Source organism: Chryseobacterium sp. 2P (genome assembly GCF_059579425.1).
Genome location: NZ_CM184194.1, coordinates 1,853,128 through 1,874,792, shown reverse-complemented (window position 1 = coordinate 1,874,792; position 21,665 = coordinate 1,853,128). Strand labels below are relative to the sequence as shown.

The following is a 21,665-nucleotide window of genomic DNA, read 5'->3' as shown; positions in this document are numbered from 1 at the left end:
GTTTCAAATAATCAGCAGAGTCTAAAAACTTGATTATTTAGTCTGAATTCGGATTTCGCCCTGCATCTTTCCGTCTACATTTCTTTTGTTTACATCCATTCTTTTGATGGTTCTAGAATCCAAAGCCTGCATTTCTTCATTGGTAGATTCTTTTCCGTTAATATAGATCTTCATATCTCCCGCTCCGTTCAGATTTTTGATGCCCGAAGCAACAACAGATTGATTTTTATTATCGATTTTAATATTGTCTGCATGGATTCTGAATACTTTTTCATCCGGAAAACTTCTGAAAGTATTGCCATAAATGTACACTTTTCTGTTTCCGTCCAAAGCTCTTCGTTCTGCTTCCAGTTTAGCTCTTTCGCCTTCTAATTTTGCTCTTTTTTCTTCCAGCTTGGCTCTTTCTTTTTCAAGTTTCGCTCTTCTCTTAGCCATTGCCGCAGATTCTTTTACTTTTGGTTCGGAAAAATTGAAGCTGTTTTCAAATTCCGGCGACCATTTCATGTCTCTGGAATCACGGAAAGAGTATACTTTTACTTTTGGAGCGTTTGGCGCTTTCGGCGCATTAGGAGGACTTGGAGGAGCATCGGAAAATTCAAAACTCATTTCTGGAATATCAGGAATTTCAATATTAAGTTCTTCCAGATCTTTCATTTGATCTTTCCATTCTTTGGATTTAAAATAATCGTTGATATTAACATCTTTTCCGTCCATTCGGATCACCATTGCCGATTTCAGAAAATCTTTTGAGCTTGCAATTTTTCCGATTTCTCCGGATAGTTTTCCGATTTCTTCGACATTTTTGTTGTACTCGTCACTTTCAGGTTTTAAACTTTTCAGATTCTGGCTTTTTTCCTGAATCTTTTTGCTTAAATCTGCTATTTTTTTGTCGTCTTCCGATTTTTTATACACTTTTGGAGTTACGACGACACGATCTTTTGAATCTGGAGTAATGGTATCTTTTTTAATAACAATTTTATCTCCTTTTTTAATCTGAGAAACCGCTTTCTCAATTTCTATATTCGTTGCTTTAATTTCTTGGTTTTTGGCATTTACCAAATAGGCAAACGCAACAGAAAATACTACCGGCAATGCAAAAATTCTACGCGCATACCCGAATTTGGTTTTAGGTTTTTGTAACATTTTTAATCGTTTTTTTAGATTTGAACTAAGAAACGGACTGGTTGCAGGCAACTGGTTTCCGGAAAAGTGGCTTGCTAAAAGCATCTGCGCAAATGCTTTGGTGTCCGATTGTTTTACGGCTTTTTTATCAGCCAGATATTCGTGAATTAAACTAATTTCTTTTTTGATGAGATGAAAAAAAGGATTGAACCAGAAAACAGAGGTAATAATCTCAATAAAAATTTTATCGAAGGAGTGTTTCTGTTCAATATGCACCATTTCGTGCTTCAAAATCTGTTTCCCGAGATCAGAATTCAGCGTGATGGAGTTCTTCCAGAAAAGATTTTTAAAGTAAGAAAAAGGAGCTTCGGATAAGTTTGTATGGTAAAAATTAATACCGTCGAAACTTTCTTTCTGAAACTGACTTTTAAGCTTTTGGATTCTGAAAATCCCGTAGACGAATCTTCCTAAAAAATAGAAAGAAACAAGTCCCAAAGCCGAAAAAATAATTCTAAAATAAATGTAATCATTGTTTGAGTTTTTAATTGTATTAAAATTCTGTACCTGATCTATCAACTTATACAAATCACTGCTTACTTCAATGGTAAAGTCTTCAACCTTTATTAAAGGAAGCAATAAAGAAATGAGCATCGCAGACAAAAGATAAAATCTGTTGTAGTGATGAAACGTCTTGTCTTTTAAAGACAACTGATAATACAGAAACGTTACACCGGAACATAAAATAACTTTTCCGAAATAGAGAAGTACAGTTTCCATGGCTAGTTTTTCTTTTTAAGTTCGTTTAATAACATCTCAAGATCTTCCACCGTCATTTCATTTTTTTCAACCAGAAAAGAAACGGCACTTTTGTAAGATCCTTTGAAATAATTTTTTACCAGACTTTTAATGGTTTTTCCGGAATACTGCTCCTTGGAAACCAACGGAAAATACTCATGCTGTCTTCCGTATACATTATAGTCTACAAATTCTTTTTCTTTCAGCACTTTTAAAATGGTAGAAACAGTATTGGTGTGAGGCTTTGGTTCAGGGAAAAGATCAAGAACGTCTTTCAGAAATCCTTTTTCCAGTTTCCATAAATACTGCATCACCTGTTCTTCTGCTTTTGTTAAAGTCTGAATTTTCATATCGTTTTCATTTTTATCATTAAATGTGACATAAAAATATTCACGAAAATTTTATATCACTAAGAAATTAGTTATACAAATGTAGAAATAAAATTCATCCAAACAACTATTTTTTTAGTGATAAAAGATTAAAACAAATAAATAATTGATAATCAAGTAAATAAATTTTATTAAAATTTGTTAAAGAAATTTTGGTAGGATTATTTGCCTGGTTTTAAAAATCCTCAGATCATCATAAAGATCACTCCCGATTTTTCTTTTCTGTTACTGATGAACTGACTAAATATTTTATTCTCAGAATCAGAAGACATTCAAAAATGATCCATAAAATAATAAGATGAATGACCGACGGAAGATTATCTGAAAGCGAACCTCCGGATTGTACAATAGAAATAAAGGTCTTTAAAAACGGCGATGTCGGCAAAGCATCAGACAAAAACTGAACAAATTTCGGCAAAGCCTGATACGGCATAGAATATCCCGTAATCAGAAATATCGGATAAGAGGAAAATACAAGAACCTGAAATGCAAACAGTTTGGTCTTAAAAAAGCTTCCAATCAGCATTCCGAAAATGATAATTGTAGAAATAAATAGCGCAAAAATTACCGCAAGATCAATAGCGTTTCCGCGAATTTCAACTCCGAAAACAGAGAAATTCACTACAGCGAAAAACAATCCGAAAATCATAAAAGCAAAAAAGTAAAGGATGCTTTTCCCAAAAATCATTTTAGAAATGCTCTGTTTTGAAATTTCATAAAGATTCAGCAGTTTATTTTCTTCCCTTTCTGAAGTAAAAGCCGCCGCAACGCCAATCAGAAGTGTCTGCTGAAGAATAATCGCCAATAAACCGGGCAAAAGGAATCCTCCATACGTCATACTCGCATTGTAAAGCGGACGGTAATCCATATTGATGGGATTGGTCATTTTCATGGATTCATCTTCTCCCATTCCCTGTTTATTAAAGTACGTTTTCCTCACTCCTGCTCCAACCGTTAAGCATACTTTGGTCGCAGTGCTGAGTAAATCGCTGGAAGGTAAAAAACGGGAAGCATTGAGAACCATATTCACATTTGCCTGTTTCTGCGATAAAATATTTCTCTCGAATCCAGACTGAATATAAAAATATCCCTGAACTTCGCCCTGATACATTTTTTCCTGTCCTTCCGCAATATTTGAAGCCGGAACAATTTCAATCATGGAAGTGGAATTGAACTGCTGCGTCAATGTTCTGGAAATGGCAGTTCCGTCATCATCAATTAACGCCAGTTTTACCTTTTCTTCACCTTTGTTTAAATAAATACTTCCATACATGAATGCGTACAGAATCGGAGCGAGAAGCAAAATCAGAAACAGACTCGAATCTTTCGAAACATTCCGAAGCTCTCTTTTAAATATCTCAATGATCTCCTTCATATGCTCTTTTCTTTAAGATAGTTATTAATTTTTCTCTGAAAAAATACAATGCTTAAAGGAAATGTTACTCCGGTAAAAATCAGCAGTTTAAAAATCTCAGGCATGGCATACGATAAAGGAAGTTCCATGAAATAAAGCTTAATAAAACCATCCAGAAAGTGTGTGTAAGGCATAATGTCTGCATAAAACTGATCGTACCAAGGCATCGCCCATCGCGGAAATGTAAAACCGCTGAAAACAAAAGCCGGAGAAGTAAAGAACAAAGCCACATCGGTTACGAAAAGCAGATTATTGGATATTGCAGAAAGCATCATTCCAATTCCGATGCAGGCTAAAGACATTAAAGTATAGATCAGAAAAAAATTGAAATCGGTCTGGAGTTTTCCCAGTTCAAAAACAGGAAAAACAATGTAAGCAACCAATACAAAAAGAATCCATGAAATGCAAAGATGAGCAAGCGTTTTTCCGACTACGATCTGTGAGGAAGAAGCGGAAATTTTTAAGAGTTCATCAATCGTATTCCGCTTAAATTCAAGATTTAAAATTAAAACAGAAGCCACGACCAAAGCCATTTGAAGCCCGACTGTAATCAGTCCGGGTGTTAAATACATCTGATAATTAAAGTCCGGATTGTAGAGCGTTGTGGTATTCAGTTTTATCGGCTGAACCAAAGCTGTTGCCTGTTCAGCGGGCATTCCCTGCTTTTCCGCTTTCTGGAGAACTACGGCAAGACCGCCTTTTATAATAACTTCTGCCGCTCCTTTATAAATCATTTTTGCAGGAACCAGATACGCTCCGTTGGTATACAAAGTAATGTTTGACTGATGATTTTTTTTAACATCCGACTCCAGATTTTTAGGAAAATGTACAGCTCCAAAAATCTTTCCCTCTTTCATTAACTTTTCTATTTCTGCATTGCTGGAAACCTTTTCTGTAATATGAATCAGATCGCTGTGATCCATCATATCCGTAAGCTGTCTGGAAACAGAAGACTGGTCTTCATCCCAAACTGCCATCGGAAGTTCTTTTGCAAACTGCCTCTGGTAAATTAATCCGTAAAAAAGGAATATTATCGGCGGAATGACCAGTAAAACCACATAGAAATTCGGAATCGAAAAAATCCGTTTCCACTCCCGAATGATAATCTGGCTGATTGTTTTCAAGGTTCTTCTTGTGAATTAAATTATTGAAAAATAAGCTGTGCCGTCATTCCTGAACGAAGTCCTTTGATGGAACCTGCATTTTCCGGTCTTACTTTGATCTGAAACGTTCTGAGTTCAAATTCTCCGTTCTGCTTTTCCGGAACCCAGTCTGCGTAGCCTAAAGCCGGAGCCAGTTCTGCCACTCTTCCCTGAACTTTTTCAGGCGTACAGCCGGGAATTTTCATGGTCACCAGACTTCCTTTATTTATTTTCGTCATCTGATTCTGGCGGAGATTAAATTTCACAAAAAAAGACTGATCTTTCTGAATTGTCATCATCGGATACCCCGCATTTACCATTTCTCCTTTTTTGGCAATTACCGTAGAAATTATTCCGGAAGCGGGTGCTTTTATAGAAGCATTGTCTTTTATTTCCTGCGTAAGTTCATCCGCGCTTTTTGCCTGATTTAAAACCGATTGTGCCGAGTTTTTAAGCTCTTCATTGTTTCCTCTTTTCAAAAGCTGAACATTCAGATTGGCGGTTTCCAGTTCTTTCTGGGCTGCTTTGTATTTGAAATAAATTACATCGCGTTCCTGTCCGGAAACTACTCCTTCAGCATACAGATTCTGAAAACGGCTGTACGTTTTAGACATCAGATCCATCTGCTGTTGTGCAATCTGCTGTAAATTCTCGGCTGATTTCAATACTTCCGGTTCTACTCCGCGATTCACTTTATCCAGTTGATTCTGTGCAATTTTCACCGCTTCCGACACCTGAGACTGTATGCTTTCAATCTCGGAGGTTTTCATCTGTGCAATAATCTGTCCTTCCTTTACATCATCGCCTTCCTTTACCAAAAGCTCCAAAACTCTACCCGGAAGTGAAGCCGAAACGTCCACAAATTCAGCGTCTACCATTCCTATAACCGCATCTTTGCTGCTGCTTTCGGAAGATTTGTCCTTAAGAAGATAAACCAGCGCGATGACTAATACAACAATTGGAATACATACTGCCCAGTAATTTTTTATAAAATTTTTCATCTTGTTTAGGGAATGTAATTGGTAATATTTTCGACGTTTCCTGTAATATAAAAATAGGTTGCCACCACCGTCTGATAAGCCACCAGAGATGTGTAATACAATTTCTCTGCCTCATACTGAAGCTGCAGTGCATCGTTTACATCTTTTACGGAAGAAAGGCTGTTTTCCATTCTTTTTCTCACCATTTCTGTGGTAGTATATGCCTGTTTTCTCGCAAGATCCAAAGTTTCTTTCTGCTCTTTGAAACTGATGAGTTTATTTTCAGAAATTCTGACGGCAAGATCCACCGATTTCTGTTTCTGATCTATTAACAGATCTGCCTCTTTTACCAAAGATTCAGAAGCCTGATTTCTGGATCTTCTTTCAGGATCAAAAAGAGTCCACTGAACTTCTACGCCCACTAACCACGGCGGCGTGATTAAAGGAAGATCATTTCTGAAAAACTGGTAATTTCCAATGGCAAAAATATTGGGCTTAGACAGAGATCTTGTGATATCGTTGGTGGTTTGTGCCTCTTTTTTCTTACTCTGTAATAATTTCAGATCTGTATTTTTATCTGAGGAACCAAAACTGGTTACTTCAATATTTTCATTTAATTCTTCGTTAATTTCCAAAGATTCATCAAGAGGAATTCCCATAAGATCTTTTAAAGTCAGTAACGTATTTTCCTTTTCAAGCCGTAAATTTTTAAGAGTAGTTTCACCCTGAATTTTGGCAATATCTGACCAGTTTTTAAGATAAGGCGGAATAATCTCTGCTTTCAGAAGATTTTGCGCATACTTTTCATTGCTTTCCAGAGCTTCTGCCATTTTCTCCTGCTTTTTGATCATGGAATTAAGGTACATGATTTGAATATAGTTCAGCGAAATATTGTAGGAATTAAGATTCTGAATAGATTCCAGATTGGCTTTCCCGCTTTCCACCTGCTGTTTCGAAAGTTCTCTCGAAGCATTCAGTTTTCCTCCGAGATAAATCGGTTGTCTTACAAGGATTCCGGCAAGAAAATAACTCTGTTTGGCAATGGCAGGATTGTAATTGGGGTACACCGCACTGATGATATCTTTTGAAGTCTGATAAATAACATTCTGCACCTGCTGCGGAAGCGGATTTCCTGTGATCTGCTGATAAGCCGCATTGGCTGAATAGGCACTCTGACTGGCTGAACCTTCCACAATTCCGTCTTTTACCTGCTGAAGATTTACTCTGATGGGTTCTCCAATGTAGTTATATCCGCCAAGAAAATCGACTTTGGGAAGAATATTGTTTTTGCTCGACTGTGCTATTTTCTGCCTTGTTTCCAAAGACTGTTCTGCCAGTTTTACAGCGACATTATTCTGTTTTCCTTTTTCTATGCATTGCTGCAAAGTAAGCTGCTGGCAGAATAATTTTGTGGTACATAATAAAGTAAAAGCAATAATCTTATGATTCATAGCCTTAAAATGTGATTTTAGTATCGTGTGTTGTTCCCTTAAAGATATTAAAAATATATAAGAATTTGGGGGAATCATTGTAAAAAATGACTTTCATAAAAAGTTTAAAAACATCATTTTAACAATAATGAACCACTTACGTTATAAAATTGTTAATTTTTATTAAATAAATTTAAAATGTATTTGTTTAAACTGAGAAATTATATTTATTTTAGTGCTTTAAAAATTTCTCATGAAAAGATATAATTTATTAATTGTACTATTATTACTTATTTTTAACATTACTACCGCTCAAAAGAAAGGTTCTCCGGCAGCAGATTTCAGCGCAGTAGGCGAAGCTAAAAACAAAATCGAAAATACAGTTCCTTTAGTTATTAAACATTTAAAAGAGGTCAGTGAAAAAGAAAACAATCCGAACATTCTTTCTAACGGCAAAACTGCTCTGGCAAAAGAATACGGAAAGGTAGAGCTTGAATGGAAACTGTACAGAGGAAATATGAACAACTGCATCCTGAACAATTCTTCCAAAAAAGCGAAAAAGTGCATGGAATATCATAATAATATGTTCAGAGGCACTTTAATTAACTACAACAACTACATCACTAATCTTACAAGAAAGAACGGATATCTTGGAGTGGATGGTGATACAAAATTTGAATTTAACCCTTCTGAGATCACCACAAAACTAAGCGAGTCTTTCTTTAACGGAAATGATGCAGCTAACAGAATGCAAGGAAATCAGAAGAAAGATTTTATCGGGCAGACTATGGCTGATGACAATGCTCTTAAGCCTTTCAATCAGCTAGCGCAATAATTTATTTTTTTTAATTAAATGATACGAGATCCTGCTTTTTTAAGCGGGATTTTTTATTTATAAATCTACAATCCAAAGTTTTAGTTTCGGAGGTAAATTTTAATTTAAATAAATAAATCACATGAACTTTCATTTGATCGGCATGAAGCATACAAGAACATATTAGTTTTGAAAGCTCTGACTTTTATTATTTTGAAAATTTGAAATATTTAAATTTAACACATAAGTCACATGAGAACTTATTGATCGGCATACAGCATAGAAGAACACATTAGTTTTTGAAAATCTTTGATTTTCTCTTATGTGATCTTTATTTTAAAATAACTTACAAAACTTATGTGACGTATGTGATTTAAATAAGCGCAGCCAAATCTTCCTCGTATAAACTTCAAAATATGGCACAAAAACTGAATGGTACATCACTACCAAATCAAAACAAAATGAGCACATTAAAAAAAGGAGACATGGTGAGATGGAATTCCAGCAACGGAGAAACTCACGGAAAGATTACAAAAATTCATAAAAAAGACTTTGTATTCATGGATAAGCAGAGAAGAGCGACAGAGGATGAACCACAATATGAAGTCATGAGCGAAAAAACAGGAAAATCAGCCTTACACAAAGCTTCTTCCCTGAAAAAAATGTAAAAAATGCCACAGTTTTTTGTGGCAAATTTTCGCAGAAAAAATTATTTAATTTTATCGTAAATAAATTTAGTAACAATAGCTCCGAAAAGATAATAAGCCACCGTCATTACTTTCTTTTGGGTAGTTTCAGCGACAGGATTTTCATCCATACCCATCTTTTGTGGAAGCGTAATGGCTCCGATTCCCATTGCCAATCCTGAAGCGATATTAAAACCTGTAGTAGCAGTGGTTGCATAATACATTCCGTTGCCGATAATATCTCCGGCTAAGGTTGCAGCATACAGCTTATCATGATCTGTAATTTCGGCATCAACTTTCGCCAAAGTTTTATTTAAAGCTTCTTCTCCCACTTTATTAATTTCGGGGACATTATCAAAATTTTTCCTGATGATTTCGTGCAGAAGGTTTAATGCGATTGCTCCGCCCAAACCTGCGAGAATTTTTTTATACATAATATAATGATTTAAGTGTATCACAATACCTGCACAAATTAAGCCACAAAAGCATTTGCCGGCTCGCATAAATAAAAAAGAGTATCACAAAAATTGCAATACTCTTTTAAAATAGTAGCGGGAACCGGACTCGAACCGATGACCTTCGGGTTATGAGCCCGACGAGCTACCTACTGCTCCATCCCGCGGTGTATTTTCTGAACGCCACCGAAGCGTTGTCTTAGTAGCGGGGACACGACTCGAACGTGCGACCTTCGGGTTATGAGCCCGACGAGCTACCTACTGCTCCACCCCGCGGTGTATTTTTAGAGTGTTACCGAAACACTGTCTTAGTAGCGGGAACCGGACTCGAACCGATGACCTTCGGGTTATGAGCCCGACGAGCTACCTACTGCTCCATCCCGCGGTATATTTTTAAAAACGTTACCGACAAACGTTTACTTAGTAGCGGGAACCGGACTCGAACCGATGACCTTCGGGTTATGAGCCCGACGAGCTACCTACTGCTCCATCCCGCGATATTGGACTGCAAATATACGAATTATTTTTAAAACTCCTAATTTTTCTTTTAAATAAAGGACTTTCATGAAAACTATTTTAATATTCGTATCTTTGAGGTATGGCAAAAATACTGAAAATTTATCCGGATAACCCTCAGGAAAACCTTATTAATGAGGTTATTAAAACTTTAAACAATGGTGGATTAATTATTTATCCATCCGATACGGTCTATGCGTTAGGCTGTAATATTTTCGACATAAAAGCCATGGAAAAGCTTGCCCAGATCAAAAAAATAAAGCTCGAAAAGTCAAAATTCTCTATTATCTGTAATGATTTAAGCCATCTTTCAGATTTTACAAGACCGATAGATACGTCAACTTTCAGATTTCTGAAAAGCCATCTTCCGGGACCTTTTACCTTTATTCTTGAAGCCAATAAAAGTCTGCCGCTCGCTTACAAAGGACATAAAACCATCGGAATCCGTGTTCCCGATCATCCGATTCCGCAATTAATTGTTGAAAAACTGGGACATCCCATAGCTTCCACATCCATTAAAGATGACGATGAAATCATCGAATATTCTACCGATCCTGAACTGATCGCCGAAAAATACGATCATTTAGTTGATATCGTGATAGATTCCGGTTATGGAGATAATATGGCATCCACGATTGTAGATCTTACTTCGGGAGAACCTGAAATTATCCGTCAGGGAAAAGGAGATATTTAATTATAAAAAAGCTTTGTCTTTTTATTTAAAATGATGGTTGAAGGTTTTTAATATGAGTCTGAACGGAAAATATTCCTTAGGAATTCTTCTTACATTTGTTTTGCTCGCCGCAGTAATGCTGTATATTTTTCCTCTTATCTCAATGATAACAGGAGAAAAAGCCTTTACTGCGACTTCATTTTTGTATTCCAGAATGGTACTCTGGATGGTTTTGGCAATTACTTTTCTGTACAGTTTCCTGATCGAAAAACAACCTTTCCTGCTGTGGAAAGACAAAAACTATTCTTTCTCATTTTATGTTAAAAAAATACTCCGTCTTTATTTAATTTGTGCCGTTGGTGGTGCTTTTTTAAGCCTTTTAATTAAAATTTTAATAAACGAAAATTTCAGTGATAAGCTTGTACAGCTTTCTTTCATTTTCAAAAACAATTATTTATTAATTATTTTTACATGCTTAACGGCGGGTGTTGTGGAAGAACTTCTGATGCGTGGTTATATGCAGTCCAGAATTGAAAAAATTTATCATAATCAATATATTGGAATTATCATTTCTGCCCTACTTTTCGGAATTTTACATAGCCCTTACGGAACGATAAATCAGATTTTAGGAACTTTCTTCATCGGTGTTGTTTTTGCCATGTTTTATAAAATATATTCTAATATTAAGATCCTGATTATCTGCCATTTTATGTATGATTTCATTTCTCTGATGATTATGAACTTAATTGATTTTAAACATTTATCTGTCTTTTAACATTATGAAAATAGTAACATCCCCTGCCAAATTAATGAATGTGGAAAATTCAACTGACCTGTTGAAAACCACTACGCCTAAATTCATTGAACAGTCAGAATTTATACACTCTTATCTAAAACAAAAATCGCCGAAATATCTTTCTGAGCTGATGGAAATTTCTGCCAAATTAGCAGACGAAAACTGGGAAAGAAACCAAAAATGGAAAGCAAAACCTTCCGCAAAAGAATCTGCTCCTGCTCTATTTGCCTTTACAGGAGAGGTTTACAGAGGTTTGGATGCCAAAACATTAGACAAAGATGCAGTAGATTATCTTCAGAAAAACCAGAGAATTCTTTCCGGACTATACGGATTGCTGAAACCTTCGGATAAAGTGATGCTTTACAGACTGGAAATGGGAAGACCTTTTGAATTTGATGAATATAAAAATCTTTACGAATTCTGGAGAGAAAAGATAACGGAACAGTTGAATTCTGAAATGAAAAAGAAGGAAATCCTCCTGAATCTTGCAAGCAATGAATATTTTAAAGCAGTTGACCGTAAAAAACTCAACCATCAAATTATCGATTTTGATTTTTACGAATTAAAAGAAGGAAAACTGAAAACCATTGTAGTTTACACGAAACATGCACGAGGTTTGGTTGCAAGATTTTGCGCACAGACAAATGCACAGACTTTGGATGATGTGAAGGCTTTCAACTACGAAGGTTATCTCATTAATGAAGAAAAATCGACTGAAAACAAACTGGTTTTTGTAAGATAAACCCTGAAATGATGAAAAAAATTTTTCTCCTCTCATATCTCTTTTTAACAATCATCTGTTGTTATTCTCAACAGGCAGAAGTTAATTCAATTCCTTTTTCTCTGGAAAAGCAGCTGCTTACATTTTCGGGAAAAGTGAATGGAAAAACAATAGAATTTGCGCTCGATACGGGAGCCGCTGTTTCCGTAACCAATTCTATCAATAATAAAACTGCCGGAGTAGAAATTCTGGATTCCAATAAAACCATCAACGATTCCAGCAACAAAAAGATAAAGATTAAAAGCACAAAAATAGAATCGCTTTCCATAGGAAATTTTGAAGTAAAAAATCTAAAAGGAGTTACGTTTGATATGCCTTTTTTATACTGCACCAATCTGCTGCTTCTGGGACAGGACTTCATCAAAAAATTCAACTGGAAAATAGATTTTACAAAAAAGCTGATTTATATTTCAGAAAAACCATTTCCGACGGATCAGTCTTACCAAAAATGGACGGTTTACTATCACAGCAACAGACCTTTGATCGATTTTACCATCCAAAACAAAACCTTTAAAAACTGTTTGTTAGATACCGGATTTTCGGGTGTAATGGAAATTAATTCTAAAGATACGGACATCATGAATACTATTTTTGATGAAAAAAAGTCTAAAAATCAAGCCGATGAATTCATTTCTACGAATATGGGACTGAGCGGTTTGGGAAATCCCGAATCTTACAGCACCTTTTTTGTTGATGAAATAAAACTGGATCAGACTGTAATCCGTCAATTGCCGGTTACCATCAATAAAGCAAAAGAATCCAAGATCGGAATTACCTTTTTCAGCCAGTATTCAGATGTTTTAATCATGAATTTTAACGAAAATACTTTCTACTTAAAACAGTCCGGAAAACCATTGCTTCCTAAAAAACAAATGGATGCCAAAGCTTTTTTCATCGACGGTAAGCTCACTGTAATTTCAAAAAACATGAACGAAAATTCTACGGCAAAAAACGTACAGATCGGAGACCACATCAAATCGATCAATGGTAAAAATGCATCAGAATTTACGGAATGCGAGCTGTTACAATGGGCATATTTCAGCAAAGAAGATTATATTCTGGAAAAAGAAAACGGCGAAAAAATTGAGATTAAAAGCAGCAGCCATTTAAAATAATTGTCTAAAAATGACCATTTCAGAACTAAAAAATTACTTCAAAACAGAACTTTCCGCTTTATATACAGACTCGGAAACTACATTTCTGAGTTCAGTATTTATCGAAAAAATCTGCGGATTTGATGCTTTTTATCAGCGAAGATCTGCGGATCAGGAACTATTAAAAGATGATGAAAAAAGGCTTCTTGAAGTTATTTCTGAGCTAAAAACTTCAAAACCTTATCAACATATTTTAGGCGAAACAGATTTCTACGGAATGACATTTTTCGTAAATGAAAACGTATTAATTCCCCGTCCTGAAACGGAAGAGCTGCTGGAATTGGCAATAAAGAAGATTAAAAGTTCAGCTTTTGATGCTCAAAATTTAAAAATTCTGGACGTCGGAACAGGAAGCGGGATCATTCCGCTGGTTTTAAAAAAACATTTTCCGCAGGCGGAAGTTACTTCCATCGATTTTTCTGAAAAAGCACTGGAAATTGCCAGAAAAAATGCGGCATTTCATCAGCTTGATGTCAGATTCATTCATGCCGATTATCTGAATTTTGACTTAAAAGAAAACTTTGATGTTATCATTTCAAATCCGCCTTATATTGGAAAAGATGAAGAACAGGAAATAGAGCATTCCGTAAAAGGTTTTGAACCGACCATGGCACTCTTCTCTCCTACTTCCGATGCATTGATTTTTTACAGAAAAATAGCCGAAGATGCTAAAAAATACCTGAACAAAAACGGACTGTTATTTTTAGAAATCAATCAGAAATTAGGCCCAGAAACAGTGGATTTATATCTTAATGATTTTGAAGAGGCTTGTTTAATCAAAGATTTATCGGAAAATGACCGGTTTGTTTTTGGGAGGAAGTAACATTGATAGCTGGTGACTATTTAAAGAAAACTCTATGGAGTTTTATCTGTGTAGAGATCATATTCGGGCGATGATTGGCGTTCCGTAGGAACGCTATCTTTAGAACATTTGCAGATTTAAAAAAGCAAAATTCTTTACCTTAAGCAATCAAAACTTAACGTGAGTACGATGTAAAAGCAATACAAAAACATCAATAGGAATGAACTTTAGCCTATTTCATTTAATAATTAAGAAAACAATTGGATTTAGCTAAAACTGATGTTAATCCTGATTTGAAAAATTTACATCGAATTAAAGACTACCGCAACTCACGGATACAATAGTTTAATGATCATTTCATTTTCAATCTTCTCATATTGAACTCACATTAATTAACTTATAAAAATTTATCTGATCATCTGTCACTTTTGCACTTAACTAGAAACTTTAATATGATTGTCCGTTATTTGTTATAATTTGAAAAATCTTTGAGTTCTTTGCCGAGTGAATAGTTTATGCTGAACTTGTCGAAGAACCTTTGCGAACTTAAAAACAGTTAGTATATAAAGAATCTTTGCGAGTCCTTTGCGTTAGAAAAAACAGTATGATTAATAGCGGATAATCAAAACTTTAAACAGATTGATCTTTTAAAATTATCCTCGTACAGAAATTTTTCATAAAACTTCAATTAGATTTAACTAATCTCTTTTCAGTTTTTCGTAACAAAATAACTTTTCAGCTTTTGTATTAATTTATTGGTAATCCGAAATCCGAAAATTTTCTTGGGTTATACGATTAAGTTATTTTCAATATACTGCAGCAATCCCTGAATAATAAAGCGTTTCAAAACTTTTTTCAAACAAATTTCACAACAAAAAGATTTAATTTAAATATTTCTATATATTTGTGTGTAATCGATTACACATTATTAAATTAATTCCAAAACCATTAAAAATTTATTAATCATGAAAAAACTCTTTTCATTTTTTATTCTTGTGCTGGGGTCTGTTCTGCTGAATGCACAGGTTACGATTACGCAGGCAACCGGATGGCTGGAAACTGCTTATGTAAAATGGAATCCCGTAAACGGAGCCGACAGTTACAGAGTCTATTACACAGGCGGCGGCTTTACCAACAAAATAATTGATAATCAGTTAATCAGAAATTACGGTTCTTATTTTCGTGCAGATATTTTAGGATTAAGTCCCGGAAATTACACCATAAAAGTTGCTCCTGTAACGAATAATGTGGAAGGAACTGCCACGGTTTCGGGTTCGGTTACCGTTCTTCCTCATGACAGAAACGGTTTTGCGCACAGCAACGGAAGAATTCCCGGTGCTTACAATCTGGACGGAACTTTAAAAGCCAATGCCGTTGTTCTTTATATAACTCAAAATAATAAAAATACGGTTTCGCTGAATGTAACGGGAGCGACAGCAAATCCATGTGTTGGGTTGCAGACGATTCTGGATGGTTTTAAAAAGGGATATGACACCCGTCCTCTCGCCATCAGATTTATAGGAAACATCACCGATCCCAGTTATCTGCTAAACGGAGATGCGGTTGTAGAGAATAAAAATATCGCTGCAAGCTCCATCACGCTGGAAGGAGTCGGTTCAGATGCTCTCATCAACGGATGGGGAATCAGAATAAAAAATGCCACCAATATTGAAGTCAGGAATCTTGGTTTTATGCTGACTGATGCTGCGGAAGGAGATAATCTGAGTTTACAGCAGGATAACAGTTATATCTGGGCACACAACTGCGATCTTTTCTACGGCAAGCCGGGAAGTGATGCAGATCAGGTAAAGGGTGACGGCGCTCTGGATGCGAAAAAATCTACGTACATTACTTTTTCCTACAATCATTTCTGGGATAACGGAAAGAGCTGTCTTCTGGGTTTAAGCGAAGGAACAACTTCGGGATTGTATATTACTTATCACCACAACTGGTTTGATCATTCAGATTCCAGACATCCCAGAGTGAGGTATTATTCTGCGCATGTTTACAACAATTATTATGACGGAAATTCTAAATACGGAATAGGTTCTACATTGGGCTCTTCGGTTTTTGCAGAAGGAAATTATTTCAGAAATGCCAAATATCCGATTCTGATCTCCAAGCAGGGAACCGATGTTGCCAACGGAGCGGTGGGAACTTTTTCAGGAGAAAACGGAGGCGTTGTAAAGGCTTTTAATAATTTTATGACGGGACAGAGCGCTTTTGTTCCTTATAATTCTTCAACAGCATCAATTCATTTCGACGCTTATGTGGCATCCTCAAGAAATGAAATTCTAGGAACCAATATTAAGGCATTACAGGGAAACGGAACGTATAATAATTTCGATACCGACAACTCACTGTACGTTAAAACTCTTGTTCCGGAGGCTCCAGCCGTGGCGAAGGATAAAGTAACGCAATATTCAGGAAGAGTTTCCGGAGGAGATATTAACTGGACTTTCAATAACTCGGTTGATGATACTTCCGATACAGTAAACACAGGCTTGATGGCTTTGCTGCAAAACTACACCTCCTCACTTGTATCGGTGCAGGGAGAAACGGCTGCGCCTGCAAGTTCACAGACTTTAACCATTGCTTCAAATAACGATCAGACGGTGGCTTCGGGAAGTGCAATTGCTCCAATGGTATTTACATGGGGAGGAACAGCAACGGATGCTGCTGTAACGGGACTTCCGGCTTCGGGAATCAGTTTTGTTAAAAATACTGCAGCAAAAACAATTACTGTTTCAGGAACTCCAACTGCGGATCTGGATTTTACGGTAACAACGGTAGGTTCTGCGGGAACTCCGGTTTCAGGAACAGGCAGCATTTCGATTACGCCCACAGGAAGCAATCCTCAGGGAAATGAGATTCATAATTTTACAACATCCAATTTAACGAGCTCGTTTTACACGTTTACGTCTGCCAATATCAATTCTACAGATGGTTCTGCGACGTATAACGGATTAACTTTAACAAAGAGATTAAAAATAGAATCTGCGACGGCAATTACATATACAACCTCTGCCCCGTCTTCGCTTACGCTTGTCTTTGATCCTTCTTTCAGCGGAACAATTAAAGTGGATAATGTTTCTTATACCGCTTCTTCAGGACTGGTTACCCTTTCAAATATTCCGGCAGGCTCACATTCCATCACCAAAGGGAGCGTGGCAAATTTATTCTACATTAAAACAGAATATTCTTCGGCAGCCATTTTAGCCGCAAAAGAAAGCAAAGGATCGGATAGGTTAGCCATTTATCCCAATCCTGTTGAAAATTATTTCACCGTTTTAACATCAGATACGGTGGAAGGGATTACCATTATTAATGACGGAGGTAAAATTATTAAATCTATAAAAGGAAGTATTAAAAATGTTGATGTAAGTGAACTGATCAGCGGAATTTACTTCGTTCAGATCAAAACCAATAAGGAAGTAATTAATCAGAAGATCATTAAAAAATAAATAAAATCAGGTCATTAAATTAACATTCTGTTGAGCCGTCTCATTTTTGGGACGGCTTTTTAATTTTGAATGTAAATCACTTCTGAAATGATGCAAGGCTTAATCTGTATTGAAACGAACGATTTATTATTGAAGTAGTTTACACAATTTTATTGATAAAAGTTTAAAGGAATTCAAGTTTAAAACACTCGCCATCCAAGAAAACAGACTGAATATCCAGTCTGTTGATGTCAAAATTGAGTCTTTTATACTTTCATTGAGATTGATTTTTATTAAGTTTAAGCTAAAGAGACTTAGTTTTTAATGACAAAATAAACTATAAACTATAAACTATAAACTATAAACTATAAACTATAAACTATAAACTATAAACTATAAACTATAAACTATAAACTTTAAACTTTAATCAATTAAAAGATTTTATCTGTCTTGAGCTTCAATAAAAAAGCAATGAAACATATAATTCATTGCTTTTAAATTTATCTGTAAGGAATCTTTATCCAATTCTTTTCTTCACAAAAATCTCATATCCCAAATAAATTAAAGGAAGCGACATAATTCCCAGATACATTGAATTAGCAATCGCCGCCTGTGGATGATTAGCAACTGCATAAACAAGCCCGAAAAATGCTCCTCCTAAATGCGCGGCATGACCTATATTGTCGTTATAATTGGGATTCAGCATCATATAAACAGAATAGCTGAAATAAACAAGCCCAAATATATATCCCGGAATTCCGATCGGAATGAAAAACATATAGATTTCTAAATGCGGAATCAGGGCAATAGATGCAAACAAAATTCCCGAAACTCCTCCACTTGCTCCAATGGCTGAATACCAAGGCTGCCTCTGGTAAACAAATAGAGAAAACATATTTCCCAGCAGGATTGATCCGAAATAAATGATAAGAAAACCCAGATTTCCAAATCCCTGAATAACAACCGGACCGAAAAAATACAAGGTGAGCATATTAAAGACCAGATGCATAATATCGGCATGCAGAAATCCTGAAGAAAGCAAACGGATATATTCTTTCCTGTTTAATATGGCGCCTACGCTGAATTTGTATTTCTCAAAGTTGGCACTTCCCATAGGAGCAGCAAAACTTATTACTGCGGTTATGATGATGATTGCTATTAAAATATTCATTTTTTCAACATTTAATGTTCTGTATTATCATCATTCTGAAACAGGTTTCCAATGGTTCCGTCTTCATCAAATCCCGCTGTTGGTTCGGGATCTTCATATACTTCCGGTTCTTCTTCCACAGGTTCAGGAATGTTGATATTAATGGATTTTACTTTGAATTTGGTAAACTGGTTTCCGATGGCTTTGATTCCTTTCACGGCAATAAATTCATCGATATTCACTTCTTCCGGTTCTCGTTCTTTGCCCTTGTCCTTTGCGAAAATAATTTCGGCAGTAGCTCCGTTGGCAACAATTACATTTTCAATAAACGATTTTGAATGTTCCGAAGGCATAAAAGTCTGCACATTCGGCGTGTTTTCAAATAAAAACCGTTTGATGAAATAAATATCTTTTTCACCATCGTAATAGATGCAGGTTACCGGCTGATTCGGACGCCATTTTTCCAGCACCAGATATTCGTCATCGAAGCGGTTTCCAAGATCAAAGGAAACTAATTTTGCTTCTCCGTTGGTATTGATGGTTAAAATTTTATCATCTCCTTTAAAGCTTCCCAGTAAAGTTCCTCTTCCGTCTGCATTCAGTCTTCTCACCGTATCATCAAACCAGATTCTTCGCGGTGCTAATGTAGAAACGCCTTCTTCTTTCAGATCAACTTTTTTCACGGAATATTTGGTTACCAGATTTCCTTTGGAATCACGACCTTTAATCGCGAGTTCTGAGAAATCGATGTCCATTTTATTTTTTCTGATCCTTGGATTGGGTTTCAGAAGAACCGTCACAGTTTCTGCTTCTCCGTTTGGATTTGCCGAAAAATAAAGCACTTCCGATCCTTTTTTATCCGAAGCCAGAGGATAATCTGTATTTCGGGTAACTCCTGTTACAGAAAAACGCTTCATATAATAAGGTCCTTCTCTTCCTTCGCGGTAGATCATGTTGTAGACCGTTCTTTTATCGTTTTTCTTCCAGATCGCAACATGAAGAATATCTTTTCCGATAAATGTTTTCGCCTCTACTTTTACCACTTTCATGCTTCCGTCTTTTCGGAAGGTAATGATGTCGTCGATATCCGAACAGTCGAACAGATACTGGTCTTTTTTCAGAGACGTTCCGATAAATCCTTCCTCGAAATTGGCGTAGAACTTTTCGTTGGCAACCGCAACTTTTGTTGCATCAATGGTATCAAAAATTCGAAGTTCTGTCTTTCTCTGTCTTTCTTTACCGTATTTTTTCTGAATGTTCAGATAATAATCAATCGCATACTGAATAAGATTCGCAAGATGATGTTTCACCTGCTCGATCTTACCTTCCAGCGCAGCTATATTCTCTTTAAATTTATCTAAATCGAATCTTGAAATTCTCTTGATTCTGATCTCTGTTAATTTTAAAATATCTTCTTCCGTTACAGCCCTTAAAAGATGTTTTGTATGAGGTTTCAATCCTTCATCAATGGTTTTAAGAACCTCTTCCCAGCTTTTAACCTCTTCAATATCGTGATAAATCCTGTTTTCAATGAAAATTCTTTCCAATGAAGAGAAATGCCAGCTTTCCTGAAGCTCATGAAGTTCGATCTCCAGTTCTTTTTTAAGCAAAGAAACAGTATGATCCGTGTTCATTTTCAGGATGTCAGAAACATTCATGAACATCGGCTTATCGCCGACAATCACACAGGCATTCGGAGAAATGGTAACCTGACAATCGGTAAAAGCATATAAAGCATCAATCGTTTTATCCGGCGAAACATCATTATGAAGATGGATCAGGATTTCAACTTTATCGGAAGTATTGTCTTCAATTTTTTTGATCTTGATTTTTCCTTTTTCATTGGCTTTAATGATGGAATCAATAAGATCACTTGTCGTTTTTGAGTACGGAAGTTCCGTAATAATCAGCGTGTGTTTATCGTAAGGCGAAATTTTAGCTCTGGCTCTTACCTTTCCGCCTCTGTGTCCGTCGTTGTATTCGGAAACATCCAGATAACCTGCCGTCATAAAATCCGGGAAAAGCTCAAACTTTTTGCCTTTAAGGTAAGCTACGGAAGCATTGATGAGTTCATTAAAATTATGCGGAAGAATCTTTGTAGAAAGTCCGACTCCGATTCCTTCCACACCCTGCGCCAAAAGGAGAGGAAATTTTACGGGAAGATCAATAGGCTCGTTATTTCTGCCGTCATAAGATTTTGCCCATTCCGTTGTTTTCGGATTGAAAACCACTTCCAGTGCAAAAGGTGTTAATCGGGCTTCGATATATCTCGCCGCAGCCGCAGAATCTCCGGTGTAGATGTTTCCCCAGTTTCCCTGAGTATCAATCAACAGTTCTTTCTGGCCGATTCCTACCATGGCATCCGTAATGGAAGCATCACCATGAGGGTGATATTTCATGGTATTTCCCACGATATTGGCAACTTTATTGTAACGTCCGTCTTCCAGCTCCCGCATGGAATGCATGATTCTTCGCTGAACAGGCTTAAAACCGTCATAAACGGAAGGAATTGCCCTGTCTAAAATTACATAAGAAGCATAATCCAGGAACCAGTCTTTATACAGCCCTGAAACCTTTTTTAAGCTTTCGCCCTCATGCGAGTATTCTTCTGTTATCATTTAATTTATTAACTCTTTTTCTCTTTATTGGCTTTAACAACCTTGTTTAAGGAGATTTTTAAATCACTAATTTCTCTTTTGGTAAGATACGAAATTTCATATCTTAAAATAGTAGAACCGCTGTTTTTGCTTGAAATCGTTATATAAAGTCTTTTCATCAAAAAGAGATCAATGACCTCAAATTTCTGCAGTTTATATTTTGGAAATTCGTCGCTTAAAGGTTTTTGCAGAAAGGGAATAATATTCCTGTTTCTGAAATGCAGTGCTTCTCCGTCGCTGTCATATTCAAAAATCTGTCTTCCGTTGAAATAGAAGAACAGAATTAAAATGACGGGAACAATAATAAGCAGGAGATTTTCCTGTCCCAGTACTTTAAACCTGTATTCTTCTAAGATATACGCTCCGATACCTCCGACTAAAAGCATTGCCAATAAGGTACTTATGAAGCTGTAAACCGAAGTCTTATTGCGGTTGCTGAGTCTCATATTAATAATTGTATTAGTGG

General features: G+C 36.1%; 18 protein-coding genes and 4 tRNA genes. 8 read left to right on the top strand and 14 right to left on the bottom strand.

From position 1 onward, the window contains the following. Positions 1 to 33 precede the first annotated feature (33 nt). The 6 genes from AC52CF_RS08550 to AC52CF_RS08525 form a co-directional block, all read right to left on the bottom strand. Positions 34 to 1,899, bottom strand: a complete 1,866-nt coding sequence (locus tag AC52CF_RS08550) for a M56 family metallopeptidase (RefSeq protein ID WP_375181770.1) — start codon at positions 1,897 to 1,899, stop codon at positions 34 to 36. 2 nt (positions 1,900 to 1,901) lie between these two features. After that, a complete protein-coding gene (locus AC52CF_RS08545; RefSeq protein WP_076389915.1) occupies positions 1,902 to 2,267 on the bottom strand; it encodes a BlaI/MecI/CopY family transcriptional regulator in 366 nt (121 codons plus the stop codon). A 241-nt stretch (positions 2,268 to 2,508) separates the two neighbouring features. After that, positions 2,509 to 3,681, bottom strand: coding sequence for an ABC transporter permease (locus tag AC52CF_RS08540; protein ID WP_375181769.1), 1,173 nt, complete (start codon positions 3,679 to 3,681; stop codon positions 2,509 to 2,511). Next, positions 3,678 to 4,844 carry an ABC transporter permease gene (locus tag AC52CF_RS08535; RefSeq protein ID WP_496518061.1) on the bottom strand — a complete coding sequence of 389 codons (1,167 nt, stop codon included), beginning with the start codon at positions 4,842 to 4,844 and terminating at the stop codon, positions 3,678 to 3,680. The genes AC52CF_RS08540 and AC52CF_RS08535 overlap by 4 nt, the downstream gene beginning before the upstream one ends. A gap of 20 nt (positions 4,845 to 4,864) precedes the next feature. Beyond that, positions 4,865 to 5,863 carry an HlyD family secretion protein gene (locus AC52CF_RS08530; protein WP_375181767.1) on the bottom strand — a complete coding sequence of 333 codons (999 nt, stop codon included), beginning with the start codon at positions 5,861 to 5,863 and terminating at the stop codon, positions 4,865 to 4,867. A 5-nt stretch (positions 5,864 to 5,868) separates the two neighbouring features. Beyond that, positions 5,869 to 7,293 (bottom strand): TolC family protein, encoded by a 1,425-nt coding sequence (locus AC52CF_RS08525; protein ID WP_375181766.1) that lies wholly within the window; start codon positions 7,291 to 7,293, stop codon positions 5,869 to 5,871. A gap of 232 nt (positions 7,294 to 7,525) precedes the next feature. Between AC52CF_RS08525 and AC52CF_RS08520 the strand changes: the two genes are divergently transcribed. Both AC52CF_RS08520 and AC52CF_RS08515 read left to right on the top strand, forming a co-directional pair. Beyond that, on the top strand, positions 7,526 to 8,107 hold the full coding sequence (locus AC52CF_RS08520) for a hypothetical protein (RefSeq protein WP_336688772.1): 582 nt from the start codon (positions 7,526 to 7,528) through the stop codon (positions 8,105 to 8,107). 440 nt (positions 8,108 to 8,547) lie between these two features. After that, a complete protein-coding gene (locus tag AC52CF_RS08515) occupies positions 8,548 to 8,754 on the top strand; it encodes a hypervirulence associated TUDOR domain-containing protein (RefSeq protein ID WP_496518060.1) in 207 nt (68 codons plus the stop codon). A 41-nt stretch (positions 8,755 to 8,795) separates the two neighbouring features. On the opposite strand, the gene AC52CF_RS08510 is transcribed toward AC52CF_RS08515, so the two are convergent. From AC52CF_RS08510 to AC52CF_RS08490, 5 genes are all read right to left on the bottom strand, one after another. Then, positions 8,796 to 9,206 (bottom strand): hypothetical protein, encoded by a 411-nt coding sequence (locus tag AC52CF_RS08510; protein ID WP_375191195.1) that lies wholly within the window; start codon positions 9,204 to 9,206, stop codon positions 8,796 to 8,798. Positions 9,207 to 9,321: 115 nt separating this feature from the next. After that, positions 9,322 to 9,394: transfer RNA gene (locus tag AC52CF_RS08505), tRNA-Met, on the bottom strand. A 36-nt stretch (positions 9,395 to 9,430) separates the two neighbouring features. Next, a tRNA-Met gene (locus tag AC52CF_RS08500) sits at positions 9,431 to 9,503 on the bottom strand. Positions 9,504 to 9,539: 36 nt separating this feature from the next. After that, positions 9,540 to 9,612: transfer RNA gene (locus tag AC52CF_RS08495), tRNA-Met, on the bottom strand. Positions 9,613 to 9,651: 39 nt separating this feature from the next. After that, positions 9,652 to 9,724 (bottom strand) — tRNA-Met (locus tag AC52CF_RS08490). A gap of 101 nt (positions 9,725 to 9,825) precedes the next feature. Here AC52CF_RS08490 and AC52CF_RS08485 point away from each other — a divergent pair. From AC52CF_RS08485 to AC52CF_RS08460, 6 genes are all read left to right on the top strand, one after another. Further along, a complete protein-coding gene (locus AC52CF_RS08485; RefSeq protein ID WP_214589979.1) occupies positions 9,826 to 10,437 on the top strand; it encodes an L-threonylcarbamoyladenylate synthase in 612 nt (203 codons plus the stop codon). A gap of 52 nt (positions 10,438 to 10,489) precedes the next feature. Then, positions 10,490 to 11,191 carry a CPBP family intramembrane glutamic endopeptidase gene (locus AC52CF_RS08480; RefSeq protein ID WP_214589980.1) on the top strand — a complete coding sequence of 234 codons (702 nt, stop codon included), beginning with the start codon at positions 10,490 to 10,492 and terminating at the stop codon, positions 11,189 to 11,191. 4 nt (positions 11,192 to 11,195) lie between these two features. Beyond that, positions 11,196 to 11,954 (top strand): peroxide stress protein YaaA, encoded by a 759-nt coding sequence (yaaA, locus tag AC52CF_RS08475; protein ID WP_375181513.1) that lies wholly within the window; start codon positions 11,196 to 11,198, stop codon positions 11,952 to 11,954. A gap of 8 nt (positions 11,955 to 11,962) precedes the next feature. Then, a complete protein-coding gene (locus AC52CF_RS08470) occupies positions 11,963 to 13,108 on the top strand; it encodes a retropepsin-like aspartic protease (RefSeq protein WP_496518059.1) in 1,146 nt (381 codons plus the stop codon). Positions 13,109 to 13,118: 10 nt separating this feature from the next. Beyond that, a complete protein-coding gene (gene prmC / locus AC52CF_RS08465; RefSeq protein WP_496518058.1) occupies positions 13,119 to 13,970 on the top strand; it encodes a peptide chain release factor N(5)-glutamine methyltransferase in 852 nt (283 codons plus the stop codon). A 944-nt stretch (positions 13,971 to 14,914) separates the two neighbouring features. Next, on the top strand, positions 14,915 to 17,413 hold the full coding sequence (locus AC52CF_RS08460; RefSeq protein WP_496518057.1) for a pectate lyase family protein: 2,499 nt from the start codon (positions 14,915 to 14,917) through the stop codon (positions 17,411 to 17,413). 496 nt (positions 17,414 to 17,909) lie between these two features. On the opposite strand, the gene AC52CF_RS08455 is transcribed toward AC52CF_RS08460, so the two are convergent. From AC52CF_RS08455 to AC52CF_RS08445, 3 genes are read right to left on the bottom strand one after another with little or no spacing between them, the layout of a single operon-like run. Then, the gene (locus AC52CF_RS08455) at positions 17,910 to 18,563 is read right to left on the bottom strand and encodes a rhomboid family intramembrane serine protease (RefSeq protein WP_214589985.1); all 654 of its coding nucleotides are present in this window, start codon (positions 18,561 to 18,563) and stop codon (positions 17,910 to 17,912) included. Positions 18,564 to 18,574: 11 nt separating this feature from the next. Then, the gene (locus tag AC52CF_RS08450; protein ID WP_375181509.1) at positions 18,575 to 21,160 is read right to left on the bottom strand and encodes a DNA gyrase/topoisomerase IV subunit A; all 2,586 of its coding nucleotides are present in this window, start codon (positions 21,158 to 21,160) and stop codon (positions 18,575 to 18,577) included. Between the two features lie 8 nt (positions 21,161 to 21,168). After that, positions 21,169 to 21,645 carry a hypothetical protein gene (locus tag AC52CF_RS08445; RefSeq protein ID WP_214589987.1) on the bottom strand — a complete coding sequence of 159 codons (477 nt, stop codon included), beginning with the start codon at positions 21,643 to 21,645 and terminating at the stop codon, positions 21,169 to 21,171. Between the last annotated feature and the right edge of the window lie 20 nt (positions 21,646 to 21,665).

What these genes read in the sequence shown, in the direction of transcription:
- AC52CF_RS08550 (WP_375181770.1), bottom strand. Translation starts at nt 1,899, where the DNA reads ATGGAAACTGTACTTCTCTATTTCGGAAAAGTTATTTTATGTTCCGGT.
- AC52CF_RS08545 (WP_076389915.1), bottom strand. Translation starts at nt 2,267, where the DNA reads ATGAAAATTCAGACTTTAACAAAAGCAGAAGAACAGGTGATGCAGTAT.
- AC52CF_RS08540 (WP_375181769.1), bottom strand. Translation starts at nt 3,681, where the DNA reads ATGAAGGAGATCATTGAGATATTTAAAAGAGAGCTTCGGAATGTTTCG.
- AC52CF_RS08530 (WP_375181767.1), bottom strand. Translation starts at nt 5,863, where the DNA reads ATGAAAAATTTTATAAAAAATTACTGGGCAGTATGTATTCCAATTGTT.
- AC52CF_RS08525 (WP_375181766.1), bottom strand. Translation starts at nt 7,293, where the DNA reads ATGAATCATAAGATTATTGCTTTTACTTTATTATGTACCACAAAATTA.
- AC52CF_RS08520 (WP_336688772.1), top strand. Translation starts at nt 7,526, where the DNA reads ATGAAAAGATATAATTTATTAATTGTACTATTATTACTTATTTTTAAC.
- AC52CF_RS08515 (WP_496518060.1), top strand. Translation starts at nt 8,548, where the DNA reads ATGAGCACATTAAAAAAAGGAGACATGGTGAGATGGAATTCCAGCAAC.
- AC52CF_RS08510 (WP_375191195.1), bottom strand. Translation starts at nt 9,206, where the DNA reads ATGTATAAAAAAATTCTCGCAGGTTTGGGCGGAGCAATCGCATTAAAC.
- AC52CF_RS08485 (WP_214589979.1), top strand. Translation starts at nt 9,826, where the DNA reads ATGGCAAAAATACTGAAAATTTATCCGGATAACCCTCAGGAAAACCTT.
- AC52CF_RS08480 (WP_214589980.1), top strand. Translation starts at nt 10,490, where the DNA reads ATGAGTCTGAACGGAAAATATTCCTTAGGAATTCTTCTTACATTTGTT.
- yaaA (WP_375181513.1), top strand. Translation starts at nt 11,196, where the DNA reads ATGAAAATAGTAACATCCCCTGCCAAATTAATGAATGTGGAAAATTCA.
- AC52CF_RS08470 (WP_496518059.1), top strand. Translation starts at nt 11,963, where the DNA reads ATGATGAAAAAAATTTTTCTCCTCTCATATCTCTTTTTAACAATCATC.
- prmC (WP_496518058.1), top strand. Translation starts at nt 13,119, where the DNA reads ATGACCATTTCAGAACTAAAAAATTACTTCAAAACAGAACTTTCCGCT.
- AC52CF_RS08460 (WP_496518057.1), top strand. Translation starts at nt 14,915, where the DNA reads ATGAAAAAACTCTTTTCATTTTTTATTCTTGTGCTGGGGTCTGTTCTG.
- AC52CF_RS08455 (WP_214589985.1), bottom strand. Translation starts at nt 18,563, where the DNA reads ATGAATATTTTAATAGCAATCATCATCATAACCGCAGTAATAAGTTTT.
- AC52CF_RS08450 (WP_375181509.1), bottom strand. Translation starts at nt 21,160, where the DNA reads ATGATAACAGAAGAATACTCGCATGAGGGCGAAAGCTTAAAAAAGGTT.
- AC52CF_RS08445 (WP_214589987.1), bottom strand. Translation starts at nt 21,645, where the DNA reads ATGAGACTCAGCAACCGCAATAAGACTTCGGTTTACAGCTTCATAAGT.